We start from the raw sequence: 15,394 nt of genomic DNA on the forward strand, positions 1-15,394 counted from the left end.
TAAACATGACAATCGGTACATTACCTTTCGATCAAGAAACAATCCGTCAACGCGCAAGCGAAGTAAACGAAGCAGCTTGGTTGACTGAGTTCCGCTTACAAGCTCTTGCACAAGCAACTGAACTTCCAATGCCAACGCCTGATAAAACGAAAATTGACAAATGGGACTTTATCGGAAAAGGCGACGCTGCTAAGCAAGAGCCTGTAAGTTCTTTAACTGAACTTCCAGAAGCAGTGAAAAACTTAATCGATGAAAATAACAGCGTATTAGTGCAACGTACTGGTACAACTGCGTTCGTTTCTTTAGCAGACGAAGCAAAAGAAAAAGGTGTTATTTTCACAGACATCGTAACAGCTGCAACTGAGCATGCTGAACTAGTACAAAAGTACTTAATGAAAGACGGCGTGAAAGTAGACGAGCATCGTCTAACTGCACTTCATGCTGCATTAATCAACGGCGGTGCATTCGTATATGTTCCGAAAAACGTTGTTCTTGAAACTCCACTTCAAGCTGTATTCTTAGTAGATGGCGAAGAAGCTAATGTATATAATCACGTGCTATTCGTAGCTGATGCGAACAGTACTGCAACTTATGTAGAAAACTATGTTGCAAATGAAAATGCTAAAGGTATTGCAAATATCGTGGCAGAAGTAATCGTGGAACAAGGCGCACAAGTGAAATTCGGTGCGGTTGATCTATTAGCAAAAGACGTAACAACTTACGTTAACCGCCGCGGCGTTGTAGGACGCGACGGCCGTATTGATTGGGCTCTAGGCCTTATGAATGACGGAAACACAATTTCAGAGAACGTTACGAACTTAATGGGCGACGGTTCATATGCTGATACGAAAACAGTAACAATTGGCCGTGGTAACCAAACACAAAACTTTACAACTAAAGTTGTTCACTTCGGTAAACACTCTGAAGGTTGGATTTTAAAACACGGTGTACAAAAAGATAGTGCAACATCTATCTTTAACGGAATTGGTAAGATTGAACACGGTGCATCTAAATCAAATGCACAACAATCTTCTCGCGTTCTTATGTTAGATGAAAAAGCACGCGGTGATGCAAACCCAATTCTTTTAATCGACGAAGATGATGTAATGGCAGGTCACGCAGCTTCAGTAGGTCGCGTAGATCCAGTCCAACTATACTACTTGATGAGCCGTGGTATTCCAAAACGCGAAGCAGAACGTTTAGTCATCCATGGATTCTTAGCACCTGTAGTTAATGAGCTTCCAATTGAAGGAGTAAAGGCACAGCTTGTTGAGGTAATTGAAAGGAAAGTTCGCTAATGAATATTCATGAAATACGCAAACAGTTTCCAATTCTTGATCAAAAAGTGAACGGCAAACAACTTGTTTATTTCGATAGTGCAGCAACTTCTCAAAAACCAATTCAAGTCATTGAAACGTTAGAACGTTACTATAAAGAATATAATTCTAACGTGCATCGCGGTGTTCATACGCTCGGTACGAAAGCTACCGACGCGTATGAAGGTGCACGTGAGAAAGTTCGCAAGTTTATCAACGCGAAATCAATGGAAGAGATTATTTTCACGCGCGGAACGACAACTGCATTAAATACAGTAGCAGCTAGCTATGGTCTTGAAAATGTAAAAGAGGGCGATGAAATCGTTATTTCTTACATGGAGCACCATAGTAATATCATTCCGTGGCAACAAGTTGCGAAGAAAACTGGTGCAACTTTAAAATACCTTCCGCTTCAACCAGACGGTACAATTTCTTTAGAAGATGTTCGTCAAACAGTTACACCGAATACAAAAATCGTTTCTATTATGCAAGTATCAAACGTACTTGGAACGATTAACCCTGTAAAAGAAATCGGAGCAATTGCACACGAAAATGGCGCAATTATGGTCGTTGATGGTGCACAAAGTACACCTCACATGAAAGTGGATGTACAAGATTTAAACTGTGATTTCTACGCATTATCTGCTCATAAGATGTGCGGACCTACAGGTATCGGCGTATTATATGGTAAAAAAGAATTGCTGAACAATATGGAGCCAATTGAATTTGGCGGTGAAATGATTGATTTCGTAGATTTACAAGAATCTACGTGGAAAGAGCTTCCGTGGAAGTTTGAAGCAGGTACACCGATTATCGGTAATGCAATCGGACTTGGTGCGGCAATTGATTTCCTAGAAGAAATCGGTCTTGATAATATTGAAAAGCATGAGCATGAATTAGCGCAATACGCTTTAGAAAGACTATCAGAAGTAGATGGCGTTACAATTTATGGTCCAAAGCATCGCGCTGGTCTTGTTACATTTAATATTGAAGACGTACATCCTCACGATGTAGCGACTGTATTAGATGTAGAAGGCATTGCAGTTCGCGCAGGACATCACTGTGCACAACCGCTTATGAAGTGGCTAAAAGCTTCTTCAACAGCACGTGCGAGCTTCTATTTATATAATACAAAAGAAGAAATTGATACATTTGTTGAATCGCTAATCAAGACAAAGGAGTATTTCACAAATGTCATTTAATAATTTAGATACGTTATATCGTCAAGTTATTATGGATCATTACAAAAATCCTCGTAACCATGGCGTGTTAGAAGATAGTGTCACCGTTAACTTGAACAATCCAACTTGCGGCGATCGTATTCAACTTACGATGAAAGTAGAAGAAGGTATTGTGCAAGAGGCGAAGTTTGAAGGTGAAGGATGTTCAATCTCAATGTCTTCAGCTTCAATGATGACACAAGCAGTAAAAGGTAAGAAAATTGAAGAAGCACTTCAGCTTTCGAAAATTTTCTCTGACATGATGCTAGGAAAAGAGTACGATGACAGCATCGATTTAGGAGATATTGAAGCATTACAAGGCGTATGCAAGTTCCCTGCACGTATTAAATGTGCAACATTAGCGTGGAAAGCGTTAGAAAAGGGCTTAAACGAAGATAAGTAATGTTAAAGGTTCCTAAAAACGAGGTTATCTAAGGAGGGACACACCAACATGGCGAAGCAACTGCCAGATATCGGCGATTATAAATATGGTTTCAAAGACAAAGACGTTTCGATTTTCCGTGCTGGACGCGGTTTAACAAAAGAAATCGTTGAAGAAATTTCACGTATGAAAGAAGAACCACAGTGGATGTTAGACTTCCGTTTAAAATCACTGGATAAGTTCTACGAAATGCCAATGCCACAATGGGGCGGCGACTTAAACGACTTAGATTTCGATGAAATTACGTACTACGTAAAACCATCTGAGAAATCTGAGAAGTCTTGGGATGAAGTACCTGATGAAATTAAAGCAACATTTGATAAATTAGGTATTCCAGAAGCTGAGCAAAAATATTTAGCTGGTGTATCTGCACAGTACGAATCTGAAGTTGTATACCACAACATGAAAGAAGACCTAGAAGCTCTAGGAATCGTCTTCAAAGATACAGATAGCGCATTAAAAGAGAACGAAGATATTTTCCGTGAGCATTTCGGAAAAGTAATCCCACCAACAGACAACAAATTCTCTGCATTAAACTCTGCAGTTTGGTCTGGTGGATCATTCATCTACGTTCCAAAAGGTGTTAAAGTTGATACACCACTTCAAGCGTATTTCCGTATTAACTCTGAAAATATGGGACAATTCGAGCGTACGCTTATCATCGTAGACGAAGGCGCACACGTACACTACGTAGAAGGTTGTACAGCACCTGTTTACACGACTAACTCACTTCACAGTGCGGTAGTAGAAATCATCATTAAGAAAGATGCATATTGCCGTTATACAACAATCCAAAACTGGGCGAACAACGTATACAACCTAGTTACAAAACGTGCGGTTTGTGAAGAAAACGCAACGATGGAATGGATTGACGGTAACATCGGATCTAAATTAACGATGAAATACCCAGCAGTTATCTTAAAAGGCGAAGGCGCTCGTGGTTTAACATTATCTATCGCGATTGCTGGTAAAGGCCAACACCAAGATGCTGGTGCGAAAATGATTCACTTAGCACCAAACACGTCTTCAACAATCGTTTCTAAATCGATTGCGAAGCATGGTGGTAAAGTAACTTACCGTGGTATCGTACACTTCGGACCAAAAGCGAAAAATTCTCGCTCTAACATCGAGTGTGACACGTTAATCATGGATAACCAATCTACATCTGATACAATTCCTTACAACGAAATCAAAAACGATTACGTTTCACTTGAGCACGAAGCGAAAGTATCGAAAGTATCAGAAGAACAATTATTCTACCTAATGAGCCGCGGTATTTCTGAGCAAGAAGCTACAGAAATGATCGTAATGGGCTTCATCGAGCCATTCACTCGCGAACTTCCAATGGAATACGCAGTTGAAATGAACCGCCTAATCAAGTTTGAGATGGAAGGTTCTATTGGTTAAATAGAAATGCGGAGCCGACTGTTCAGACCCGTTGGCTAAGGTTCTTTCGCACAGAAGATGCTTTTTATCTTCTCGTGCGGAAGGTTCTTAGACATGAAGGTCTAGGAGGCGAAGCTGGACAATATTTAAAAGTGGCAGCGGCTTATTCTAGCCGCTGGAACTGGATAATATATGTATGAAGAAAGCGTCCTGCTGTGCAGGGCGCTTTTTTGTTTTGCGGATTTGGCTTGGCTTGGCTCGGGAGAGGATACCCGGGTGGGTGTTCAGCTAAATATATCAACGATTTTTCAAATATATCGATCATAAACGGGAATATATCAACGATTATTTCAATATATCAACGTTTCGACAAGGAATATCGATTTGTCGACAAGATAAGACAAAAGAAAATCCTCACATACCCCAAACATTTTATAAGGACAGAGAACGACTAGCTTTAAGACAAAGATACTGATAAATCCACTTGAACAACCACCCACTGAATTCTCTATTAAACTTTTTGACAAATCCACCCCTCCCTCCACTATCTGGAATTTTTTCCTGCATTAGCAAAAGTTTCTCATATAAAAAGGACAATCTTTTGCTTTTTCTCACAATGCGAGTACAATGTAAAATAGCAAGAAAAGACGAAAAGTATTTACAGGATTATTGTGTGCGCATAGCGTAAATGGCAGTAAGGAACTGAGAGGAGGTTTTTTCTCTGAATACAAATAAAGAAACAATCATCCACCTTTATCATACAAACGATATACATAGTCATTTTGAAAATTGGCCGCAAATTTCTCGGTTTGTTCTAGGGGAGAAAAAGCGAAGACAGGAAGCGGGAGAGACTGTTTTGACGATTGATATCGGCGATCATGTGGATCGTTTTCATAGTATTTCGGAAGCGACAAATGGGCTTGGGAATACGAAGCTTTTAAATGAGGCGTTATATGATTATGTAACGATCGGAAATAATGAAGGAATTACGTTAGCGAAAGAGCATTTAAATCGGCTCTATGATGATGCTGGATTTGAAGTACTTGTTGCAAATTTATTTGAAAAAGAAGGTGTACGTCCATCATGGGCAAAGCCTTATAAATTACATACAACGACAGATGGGATTACGATTGCTTTTATCGGGTTAACTGTTGCGTATCCAGAGTTTTATCAAATGCTCGATTGGCATATTGAAGATCCGCTTATCCATTTAGAGTCTATTTTAGAAGAAGTGAGAGATGAGGCTCATATAACAGTTGTCCTTTCTCACCTTGGAAAAAGTATGGATGAGTATATGGCAGAGCATTATGATATAGATGTTATTTTAGGGGCACATACGCATCATTTATTTGAGCGTGGTGTTCTAATGAATAATACTTTACTTTGTTGCTGTGAAAAGTGGGGACGTTACGTTGGGCACGTGCAGCTTAATGTGGATAAAGAGACGAAGAAGCTGTTGAAAAAGGACGGTAGAGCGATTAAGACGGAACGGTTAGGTGCTTATAGCGAGCCGTTATCCACAATTGAAATACTGCAGGAAGAAAGTAAGCATATAATGGCAGAGCCTGTCGTTCATTTAAAAGAGTCATTACAGGTTGATTGGTTTCATGAGACGCCGTTTTCTCATATGTTAGCAAGTGCGCTGAAAACATGGTGCGGTGCAGAAATTGGCATGGTGAATGCTGGTGTACTTCTTGAAGGGTTAGAAGAGGGTGTCGTAACGCGCGGAGATATTCACAGAATTTGTCCACATCCAATTAATCCGTGTGCTTTGAAAGTTCCAGGAAAGATATTAAGAGAAGTTATTTTGAAAGCACGTAAGCCGAATATGGAGAATCTTGAGGTGAAAGGATTCGGATTTCGTGGGAAAGTGATGGGGAAAATGATTTACGCGGGTGTAGAAGTAATTCCAGATACGATTCCTAGGAATAAAATTTTACTCGAAGATGTATTAATTAACGGGGAATCGCTGGAATTAGATCGTATATATACAGTAGGAACAATTGATATGTTTACATTTGGCTACTTATACCCAGAGCTATCCACACTTTCTGACAAACAATATTATATGCCAGAACTACTTAGAGATGTGTTAACAGATATGTTAATAACTTATACATCTTCCGTTAAACTATAGGCTAGTTAACTTGTAACACTCATTTTTCTCTTGTCATACAGATAAGAAAGAGAGGAGTGTGAACTATGGTTAATGTGGAGCCAATTATAATTGATAATTATACGTTTATTGCGGTTAGCGTGAAACTTCCAAAGACAAATTTGCTAGCTGTAATGAGCGATAAAGGATATATTATGTGCGGTGCATTAGATGTAGGTCTTTTAAATGAGAAGTTAGGTGATCGAGGAATTATTGCTGGCCGTGCGGTTGGTGTAAGAACGATTGAACAACTTCTTGAAGCGCCGCTAGAATCGGTAACGACTGGAGCTGAAGCATTAGGCATTCCAGCAGGAACGATTGGAAAAGAAGCATTATTAAAAATGAGATAAGCATATATCGTCCCTCCTTCTTGCATAGAAATGATATAAGAAGGAGGTTTTTTTATGAGTATATTTCGCTCGAAAAACTCGCGGTTTCGAAGGGGACCTATTGCCTTTCGGTATATACTGCTTATGTCGTTTATTCTTTTTATTATATTACTTACGCAAGGGTTGTGGATTGTGAATAATAATATTCAGCCGACCTTAATTAAATATGGGGAAGTAGAGACGCATAAAATGGCGACGGCAATTATGACGAAGGCAGTAAAGGATCGAATTAATGAAGGATTCGATGTAGATTCATTAATGAAAGTACAGAATGATAAAAACGGAAAAGTATCTACAATTAATTTAAATACAAAGCAAGTAAATGAAATCGTAACGTCAACGACCACGTACATAGAAAAATATTTGCAGCAAGTAGAACAAGGGAAGTTGAAGGAGCTAGGTATTTCTGAAAAAAACGGGGCGACTATGGCAGTTCCTTTTGGGCGTGTAACTGATAATGCACTTCTTGGTAATATAGGACCGGATATTCCGATTCATTTCACGCCAATTGGGCATGTGAATACAAATATTAAACAAAAAATTGAGCCGCATGGGATTAATACTACAGCAATTCAAATTGTTATGGAAATGGAAGTAACATTGCAAGTAATTATTCCATTTCATACGAAAGAGATAACGGTGAAACAAAATGTTCCGATTGCGACGCGTATCGTTCAAGGGGAAGTGCCTACGTATTATGGAAGTGGAAGTGTTGCTGTACCTGATAAAAAGAAAACAGATAGTTAGTTGTAAATAAAGTGAAACCCGGCTCAGCCAGGCTTTTAATGGATAAAAAATAACCGTAGCAATGCAGCTACGGTTATCGTTTTGTATTTGCTCGTTCTTTGCGTTCCCAAAGGCTTAAATGCATGTATGGATCGAAGGCCCATTCTGTATAGCCATTGTCTTTATACATGCCAAAATGTAAGTGGGGCGGAAATTTTCCGGCTGTACCAGGAGGTCCATAACCAGTGCTACCAACAAATCCAATTACTTTCCCTGGCTCAACAATTTGTCCAAGCTGTATTTCTTTTGAGAACCCGCCTAAATGAGCGTAATAATGGTAATTGTTATGAAGGTCGCGAATACCAATGCGCCATCCACCAAGGCGGTTCCAACCTTTCGTTTCAATAATGCCATAGCAAGTCGATCTTACTGGCACGCCATATCTGGCAAAAATATCGGTTCCTTCATGAATCCTTCTACCCCCAAAACTTCTTCCAGCGCCGAAAGTACTACGGTAGCTATGGTCACTACGGATCGGAAGAGGAAAAGCATTTCCCTCTAAATTAATACGTCCATAATGTTTATAAATTTGGGCATATTCGCTAATTAAATCAACTGTTTTTGCACGTCTATAATATTCCCAGAGCATAATTTTAATACGGTCTTCTGACGTTCCTTGTTTCCTTAAAATAGTCGCTGCGGTATGCAGAAGATCACGGTCGCTATTTGCATTTGCAAATCCATCTTTGTCACCATCTAAACCTATTCCGCCAAATAGAGAAATTGTATGGGGGAGAGTATCGTTACTATTAATAGGTCCAGCCCATATTTCTGGTTTGAAATAAAGGGAAATGATGGCATCTGGTTTTTTCGGAATATCTTTTCTTACGCTCCGTATATTTCTTTCATATTGATCCATTGCAGCTAAGTAATACCATGGAATGCCTGAAGACTGCTCGGTTTCTTTATATAGTGCCATGCGCTTTTCGTATATGCTTTGCTGATTATCTTCACCGTAAGCGATGTTTTGGTGGAGAAGAAAACAAATAGAAAGCAAAAGAGAAATTTTTCGAAGCATGAAATAGACTCCTTTCACAACATCACTCTTTTTAGTGTGGGATATACGGAGTATTTCATTATAGGGAACGATTGGAAAAAATCTTAGAATCTTCATTTGAGCAAATCGCTTTCATACGTTAGAATAGATATGTTACATTGAAAGAAGCGAACACGGTAAACTATTTCATATTGTGCGGAGTTGATAACCATGACAAAACAAACAGAATATAAGCGCAAGCCCGAATGGTTGAAAATTAAGTTAAACACGAATGAAAACTATACAGGCTTAAAGAAAATGATGCGTTCTAAGAATCTTCATACCGTTTGTGAAGAGGCAAAATGTCCGAATATTCATGAATGCTGGGCTGTAAGAAAAACAGCAACATTTATGATTTTAGGTGCGGTTTGTACACGTGCTTGTCGTTTTTGTGCGGTTAAAACAGGCTTACCAACTGAGCTTGATTTACAAGAACCAGAACGCGTAGCAGATTCAGTAGTACAAATGGGCTTAAAGCACGTTGTTATAACAGCGGTTGCACGTGATGATTTAAAGGACGGGGGAGCAGCTGTTTTTGCTGAAACAGTACGCGCAGTACGTCGTAAAAACCCATTCACGTCTATCGAAGTATTACCATCTGATATGGGTGGAGTAGAAGAAAACTTAAAAATGTTAATGGATGCAAAACCAGATATTTTAAACCATAACATTGAAACAGTACGTCGATTATCTGACCGAGTTCGCGCTAGAGCAAAATATGAACGTTCATTAGAGTTTTTACGTCGAGCGAAAGAAATGCAGCCTGATATTCCAACTAAATCGAGCATTATGGTGGGCTTAGGTGAAACGAGAGAAGATTTAATTGAAGCAATGGATGACTTACGTGCAAACAATGTGGATATTTTAACTCTTGGGCAATACCTACAACCATCTAAGAAGCATTTACCAGTTCTTAAATATTACCCACCAGCAGAATTTGCAGAGCTTAAAGAAATTGCACTTAGCAAAGGATTTAGCCACTGTGAAGCTGGCCCACTTGTGCGTTCTTCTTACCATGCGGACGAGCAAGTACGTTCTGCAAAAGAAAAAACAGCAGAAGCTAAATAATGAAAAAAAGAGAGCTAATGATTAGCTCTCTTTTTGTTTGTACTCTAAAACGGTATTTGGACATGTTAATAAAATCTTTTTTAATTCTTCTGTGGATAATTCAATTGTAAATTCAGGAACACCAGGTGTAATTAAAATTTTATCGTACGTATAAATAGCGTTATCCACAATAATTGTTACATCGTGTGAATATCCGAAAGGAGCCACACATCCCGGCGTACAACCAGTTTTGTCTCGCAGTTCATCAGGAGAACAGAGAGATAAGCGTTCTCCTGATAGTTCTTTCATCTCGCCCCGGTTGAGCCTTGTGCCCTCTAACGTAAAAAATACGTAATAATCTCCAGACTTTGATTTTAAAAATAAGCTTTTACTTGGAGTGCCTTGTAAGCCAAGTCTCTCACGTACGATCCGATCGGTCTCATAATCGAGTACTGGTTCGTGTTCGAATTTTTCATAAGAAACATTTGTTTTATGTAGTAAAGCAAGTACGTCTTCGTACATATGAAATGATACCCCTTTCTATTGTTAGAACAGTCTCTTCTCGTGGCGTCAACTGAATGTTTTGGAAAGGGATATTACTTGGACGATGCTTCCCATAAGCGTTTTATGATACATTGTTCGTCGATTGTAATTTCGTAAATATCAGGATTCGTTAGAGTTCTCCATTCATTAAAGCCAATCGTATGATCAAAATGCTTTAAAATGAGTGTAAGTAAATTGCCATGTGTAACAAGTAGTGTTGTCGTATGGTTTAATTGTAAAACGTCTTGAATAAGCGATAGGGCCCGGTCTGTTGCTTGTTTTGTTGACTCTCCGCCTGAAAAGGCAATATCTATATTTGTAAAAGTAGATTCTAGTTTTTGCATCCAATCATCCATTGGAATGTTGCTCAATATGCGTTCAGTTAATCGTTCATCTTCTTGGATAGATAAGTTAGCTTGGAGCGCATAGGGCCGAATGGAATCGATAGCTCGGACAAATGGGCTTGAAATAATATGATCGATTTGTAGATGATTTTCTAAGAGGAATGTAGCAAGGGTGTTAGCTTGGTCTTTTCCATCGGTCGTTAATTCATCATCACGTTTTTGCCCAATTGCTGAACAATGTCGTATTACAATAATTTTCTTCATAATTCATCCCCATCTTTCAAGTTGACGCTATATACTTCGACAAATGTAGAAATAATTCCTTTTTATTGGAAACAGCATATTGATTTAAATATGTGGAAAAGTAATGTGGATAATGAACATTTGAGGTGCAATCATGAAAAAAATGATATGTATCGTATTCATTATTTGTTTTCTTGCGCAATTGTCCACAACATATGCAGAATCCAACCGAAAACTAAATTATCCAAGCAATCAAAATAAGTCATTTGTGAGTGAGGATGTTTTTTATAAACAGTTAGATAAGAAAATCTATAAAGAGTACAAAAATGCAGCATATAGTGTTCGTAAAAAAATTTCATTTAAAGAAGTGGCTGATGAGGAATTTTCTTTCCTGCAAAAAACAGCTGTCGGTTGTCGAAGTAGAGTGGTGCTTCAAGATTTTTTTGTTCACCCTGATCGCCAAGTTTATTTTTTCGCTTCTTTTACTCAAAATGAAGTAGAAGAGTTCCATAAGTACATCGTTATAGATGCAGAAACAAAGAGGGAGCTGCAAGAAGGAAAAAGCTATCACCATTGCGACAATCCATAAAAAATAACCCACCAATCGGTGGGTTATTTTTTACTCCGGCACACTCATTAATTTCGCTTTCATCTTGCGAATAAGAACGACAGCCCCAATTGTGAAGAGAAGGGTAATTCCTTCGGCAACAAAGATATTGATTGTTTTTGTTTGGTAAAGTGCCGCGAAAAAGTCTACAAATGCGTGGAATAGTATAGCGTATACTAGGAAGATATATTTCTTCTGTTTGACTGCGTATAAAACAAGCATTGTAAAGGCGATTTGAAGCACGAGTGCCATAATTCTTTCTAAGCTACCAAGGAAGTATAAGTAGGCAGGTTGCTGAATTAACATGTCCTGTAAAATGCTAAGCTCGGGTTTTTGTTCAATCAGTCGAGCGAAGCTACCATCGTTAATAGAATTAGCAAAGATTAATGCTTGTAATGCAGAAAAACCGCCAATTAAAATAGATTCAATTCCGCCGTGACCAATTCCATAAGCGAAGCCATCTTTATATTCTAGATATTTTTTTAGTAAGAAGAAGAAGGCAACGAAGCGTCCTAATTCTTCAAAAATACCAGCAGTCAATCCGCCATAAATTGCGAAGACAAACGGATTTTCTAAAAATGGAGCGATTGTTGGATTACCGCGCATAAATAGGTGGAATGGTGTTTCAAGAATTTGGGTGAATCCGATAAAGATAAGAACACCAACGCCGACCACTTTCCAATTCATATTATATTTTTTACGGAAATAAACGAGTACGATAATTGGGACCAGAATCGAGACAATAAGTTGAAAAATGATGCTGGCAATTACAGTATTTGAAACCATACTTTCACCGCTTTCTAATATATGTACATATCTATTATGCATGAAATAGGGGAGAGATGAAACTTTTAGAAAGAAAATGAATTTACTTATTGACTCTAACGTTGCGTCATACTTTATCGTATGTACTAAGGGGGAGATACAAATTACAATGAGAGTAAAAGAAGTAGCTGATTTAGTTGGAATTAGTGTGCGCACACTGCATCATTACGATGAAATTGGGTTGTTAACCCCAGACGAGACGACAGAGTCTGGATATCGTCTGTATTCCAATGAAAATTTAGAGACATTGCAGCAAATTTTGTTTTTTAAAGAGCTTGGCTTCCCTTTGAAGAAAATTAAAGAGATTATCATGAGTCCATCATTTGATCGCGAAGAGGCACTACAGCTTCATAAGAAGATGCTTCTTGAAAAGCGTGCCAGATTAGATAAGGTGATTGCGACGATTGATAAAACAATTCAGCATACAAAAGGAGAGATTGAAATGACGAATAAAGAGAAATTTGAAGGATTCGATTTCAGCCATAACCCATATGAAGAAGAAGCACGTGAAAAATGGGGAGACGCAGCTGTAGATAAAGCGAACGAATATGCAAAAGGTATGTCAAAAGAGAACCAAGAGGAGTTTAATGCTATTTATAGAAATTTAGCAACGCTTAGACACGATGCACCAGATTCTAAAGAGGCGCAGGCAGCTATTAAAGTATGGTACGATTACTTGCAAAACTTCGGTGAATATTCGTTAGATGCTTTTAAAGGACTCGGTCAAATGTACGTCGCTGATGAGCGTTTTACGAAAAATATTGATAAGTTTGGTGAGGGATTAGCGCAGTTTATGTGTGATGCGATGGAGGTTTATGCGGATCGTAATAAAAAATAAAAAGTAAAACAGGTGGAGATTTTCTCCACCTGTTTTACTTTTTAATCATATCATTCAAAGTCTGATCTCCCGTATTGTTCAAATGAGGATTTTTACTCATTTCTCGTTTTAACATATCGAGGCTTTGTGTATATTCTGTATCATTTAATGCGCCAGATTGAAGCCCTTGAATTTGAGAAATCAACTTTTGGTCTGTTGATACATATGCTTTATAATAGCGAGGAACGATAGACAAAGCAGCTCTATATACTTGATCCGCTACGAGTTTTGGATCCGTTGTGTTTGCACGGTATACAACGAACACTTCATCATCAGTAACGAGTGTAGCAGCGTTTGTAACGTCAGGAAGTTTGACTGTCATGCTTGTAATCATTTCAGCGACCTTCTCGCGATTAATGGCCCCTACTTGTTTGTTAGATACTTCATGCTTTTGTTTAGAAGAATAACCGACTCTTGTGAGTCTTGTATTTGTATTTTCCGTATGATACATGTCGTTTTTATTGGAAACAAGAACACGGCTTCCTTCTTCACGTTCCATTTCAGCTTTGTTCGCTGATTGGCAGCCTGCAAATAAGGAAAGAGTGAGAAGGGAAAGTAAAATTTGTTTTTTCACGATGTATCACCTCCTTCTCCATAGCATGTACTAATTTGCAATTTTTTGTATTTGAAATTGTTGGTTGTTATGCTTTGTGATACGATAAAAAGAAGAATGCTTAGAGAGGAAGTTAATGATGGAGCAAAAGCAAGAGATTCATGCTACGGTGAGCATTAATAATGTTCAGTACGAAGTAATTAAAAACTTTCGTGACGGTTTTAGTGAAGAAGCATTTAAAGAGCGCTATGCAGAAATTTTAAATAAATATGATTACATCGTTGGGGACTGGGGATATGAGCAACTTAGATTGCGCGGATTCTTTGATGATAGTAACCAACGTGCGACATATGATACGAAAATTAGTACGTTAACGGAGTATTTATACGAGTACTGTAACTTCGGTTGCGCACATTTTGTATTACGAAAAGTGAAGAAATAAAAAAATCCTCTTACGATTGTAAGAGGATTTTTTGCATTATAAACAAATCGAGATATAATCTCCTTCAGATAGTATTGTATTTGGCTTCATTTGTTGTCCATTCAATTGAATATCCCCATTTTTAATTTTATCCACAATGCGTGTACGGCTCCAGTCGGAAATATATGTGGATAAGGCTTTATCGATGCGGTGGGAACCGAAAACGATGTCTAATACGATCGTGATTTTAGCTATGCCGTTTTCTTTATGTTGCATAATGGAAATAGTAGTAGTTGTTTCGGCTTGATCTTGCTGCGTCATATCGACTGTTTCAACGTGATCAGTAAATGATTTATAAATACGCAGTTTTTGATTCCACGTATGATCTTTCGGACATTTATAAATGGCAAAGCGGTATATGTTTTTTCCGTTGGCGTTATGCCTACGAATATTTGTGTCGGTAAATAGGGTAGTGCGTCTGCAATTTTTACAATACTTTTCGATTGTGTTTTGCTCATTTTCATATAAACTCCAAGAAAGTTGTACTTTCTGCATTTTTCTTCACCTCTTATAGTAGTGGCAAAGAAACGTAATACAGCTATTTGGATGTCTTGTAGTATGAAGACATGAGAAAAAGACAAAAATAAAAGGAGGTTCCCTTAGGAACCTCCGTAAACATCATACTACAGATGCGTTACGTTCCTTTGTAATGGGAATGGGCAGACTACTCCCTTGAAAAAGCGTGGTGCTTTTTTGAGAGTAATGCTATCCAATTGCTGGTCCATTACAAAGTAAATGTTGGCATACGTAGATAACGTCCTTTCTATCCAAATAGATTTATTCTTAATTATAACATATTAGTTTGAAAATTAAAAATAATTACAATGAAAAAACACCAGCTAAAATAGCTGGTGCATACGATAAATTATATAAGTTCAAATAAAAATGAGCGTAATTCTTCTGCAATTTCTTCAGTCATAGAAAATGCGTGCTCTAAGTAGCCTGGTTCGTTTAAATCGTCAGCACCGATGATTGCAAATTTATTGCGTTGCATATCAAGGACAATTGTTTTACCGTAATGACGATCGGAGTATAATAGCGCTAAATCGTGACGCTCATTTTCTCCCATAAAGCTAACGAAACGAGTTTTTGTAGCGACAGTATCGTCGTACAGAAAGAAACGTTCTTCCATACACATGGCTCC

18 protein-coding genes are annotated in these 15,394 nt (G+C 38.2%); 11 read left to right on the top strand and 7 right to left on the bottom strand.

Features of this window, described 5'->3' with window-relative positions; translation table 11 throughout:
* The first annotated feature begins 5 nt into the window (after nucleotides 1-5).
* From sufD to yunB, 7 genes are all read left to right on the top strand, one after another.
* Nucleotides 6-1,298: a Fe-S cluster assembly protein SufD gene (sufD, locus tag HMAS_RS23090; RefSeq protein WP_000152167.1), complete on the top strand. Its 1,293-nt coding sequence runs from the start codon at nucleotides 6-8 to the stop codon at nucleotides 1,296-1,298.
* Nucleotides 1,298-2,518, top strand: coding sequence for a cysteine desulfurase SufS (sufS, locus tag HMAS_RS23095; protein ID WP_001020767.1), 1,221 nt, complete (start codon nucleotides 1,298-1,300; stop codon nucleotides 2,516-2,518). Before sufD ends, sufS begins: the two co-directional genes overlap by 1 nt.
* Nucleotides 2,508-2,939 (top strand): Fe-S cluster assembly sulfur transfer protein SufU, encoded by a 432-nt coding sequence (gene sufU, locus HMAS_RS23100; protein WP_000009523.1) that lies wholly within the window; start codon nucleotides 2,508-2,510, stop codon nucleotides 2,937-2,939. Before sufS ends, sufU begins: the two co-directional genes overlap by 11 nt.
* 48 nt (nucleotides 2,940-2,987) lie before the next feature.
* The gene (gene sufB, locus HMAS_RS23105) at nucleotides 2,988-4,385 is read left to right on the top strand and encodes a Fe-S cluster assembly protein SufB (RefSeq protein ID WP_001118827.1); all 1,398 of its coding nucleotides are present in this window, start codon (nucleotides 2,988-2,990) and stop codon (nucleotides 4,383-4,385) included.
* A 724-nt stretch (nucleotides 4,386-5,109) separates the two neighbouring features.
* Nucleotides 5,110-6,501 (top strand): bifunctional metallophosphatase/5'-nucleotidase, encoded by a 1,392-nt coding sequence (locus tag HMAS_RS23115; protein WP_074618716.1) that lies wholly within the window; start codon nucleotides 5,110-5,112, stop codon nucleotides 6,499-6,501.
* A gap of 65 nt (nucleotides 6,502-6,566) precedes the next feature.
* Complete coding sequence (locus tag HMAS_RS23120) at nucleotides 6,567-6,869, top strand: YunC family protein (RefSeq protein ID WP_000248466.1); 303 nt, start codon at nucleotides 6,567-6,569, stop codon at nucleotides 6,867-6,869.
* Nucleotides 6,870-6,923: 54 nt separating this feature from the next.
* Nucleotides 6,924-7,655: a sporulation protein YunB gene (gene yunB, locus HMAS_RS23125; protein WP_012593364.1), complete on the top strand. Its 732-nt coding sequence runs from the start codon at nucleotides 6,924-6,926 to the stop codon at nucleotides 7,653-7,655.
* Between the two features lie 73 nt (nucleotides 7,656-7,728).
* On the opposite strand, the gene HMAS_RS23130 is transcribed toward yunB, so the two are convergent.
* Nucleotides 7,729-8,712: a M23 family metallopeptidase gene (locus HMAS_RS23130; RefSeq protein ID WP_087964787.1), complete on the bottom strand. Its 984-nt coding sequence runs from the start codon at nucleotides 8,710-8,712 to the stop codon at nucleotides 7,729-7,731.
* Nucleotides 8,713-8,901: 189 nt separating this feature from the next.
* Between HMAS_RS23130 and lipA the strand changes: the two genes are divergently transcribed.
* The gene (gene lipA, locus HMAS_RS23135) at nucleotides 8,902-9,798 is read left to right on the top strand and encodes a lipoyl synthase (protein WP_000166372.1); all 897 of its coding nucleotides are present in this window, start codon (nucleotides 8,902-8,904) and stop codon (nucleotides 9,796-9,798) included.
* Between the two features lie 21 nt (nucleotides 9,799-9,819).
* Here lipA and HMAS_RS23140 read toward each other — a convergent pair whose 3' ends face one another.
* Together HMAS_RS23140 and HMAS_RS23145 are read right to left on the bottom strand one after the other, a co-directional pair.
* Complete coding sequence (locus HMAS_RS23140) at nucleotides 9,820-10,299, bottom strand: YbaK/EbsC family protein (RefSeq protein WP_000272746.1); 480 nt, start codon at nucleotides 10,297-10,299, stop codon at nucleotides 9,820-9,822.
* Nucleotides 10,300-10,373: 74 nt separating this feature from the next.
* Complete coding sequence (locus tag HMAS_RS23145) at nucleotides 10,374-10,928, bottom strand: histidine phosphatase family protein (protein ID WP_000721022.1); 555 nt, start codon at nucleotides 10,926-10,928, stop codon at nucleotides 10,374-10,376.
* A gap of 133 nt (nucleotides 10,929-11,061) precedes the next feature.
* On the opposite strand from HMAS_RS23145, the gene HMAS_RS23150 reads away from it, so the two are divergent.
* Complete coding sequence (locus HMAS_RS23150) at nucleotides 11,062-11,496, top strand: hypothetical protein (RefSeq protein ID WP_000738181.1); 435 nt, start codon at nucleotides 11,062-11,064, stop codon at nucleotides 11,494-11,496.
* 30 nt (nucleotides 11,497-11,526) lie between these two features.
* Here the strand turns inward: HMAS_RS23150 and HMAS_RS23155 are convergent, their stop codons facing one another.
* Complete coding sequence (locus HMAS_RS23155; protein WP_002164635.1) at nucleotides 11,527-12,342, bottom strand: YhfC family intramembrane metalloprotease; 816 nt, start codon at nucleotides 12,340-12,342, stop codon at nucleotides 11,527-11,529.
* 100 nt (nucleotides 12,343-12,442) lie between these two features.
* Here HMAS_RS23155 and HMAS_RS23160 point away from each other — a divergent pair, with 100 nt between their 5' ends.
* Entirely contained in the window at nucleotides 12,443-13,177 is a 735-nt protein-coding gene (locus HMAS_RS23160; protein WP_000178775.1) for a MerR family transcriptional regulator, read from the top strand.
* 34 nt (nucleotides 13,178-13,211) lie between these two features.
* Here the strand turns inward: HMAS_RS23160 and HMAS_RS23165 are convergent, their stop codons facing one another.
* A complete protein-coding gene (locus HMAS_RS23165) occupies nucleotides 13,212-13,790 on the bottom strand; it encodes a YhcN/YlaJ family sporulation lipoprotein (protein ID WP_000744132.1) in 579 nt (192 codons plus the stop codon).
* Nucleotides 13,791-13,908: 118 nt separating this feature from the next.
* Here HMAS_RS23165 and HMAS_RS23170 point away from each other — a divergent pair, with 118 nt between their 5' ends.
* Nucleotides 13,909-14,211, top strand: coding sequence for a YutD family protein (locus HMAS_RS23170; RefSeq protein ID WP_000435943.1), 303 nt, complete (start codon nucleotides 13,909-13,911; stop codon nucleotides 14,209-14,211).
* Between the two features lie 36 nt (nucleotides 14,212-14,247).
* Here the strand turns inward: HMAS_RS23170 and HMAS_RS23175 are convergent, their stop codons facing one another.
* Entirely contained in the window at nucleotides 14,248-14,745 is a 498-nt protein-coding gene (locus HMAS_RS23175; protein WP_001174575.1) for a hypothetical protein, read from the bottom strand.
* Between the two features lie 370 nt (nucleotides 14,746-15,115).
* Nucleotides 15,116-15,382, bottom strand: a complete 267-nt coding sequence (locus HMAS_RS23180; protein ID WP_000392606.1) for a DUF3055 domain-containing protein — start codon at nucleotides 15,380-15,382, stop codon at nucleotides 15,116-15,118.
* Between the last annotated feature and the right edge of the window lie 12 nt (nucleotides 15,383-15,394).

This window comes from Bacillus sp. HMA207, assembly GCF_003402455.1.
Taxonomy (GTDB): Bacteria; Bacillota; Bacilli; order Bacillales; family Bacillaceae_G; genus Bacillus_A; species Bacillus_A cereus.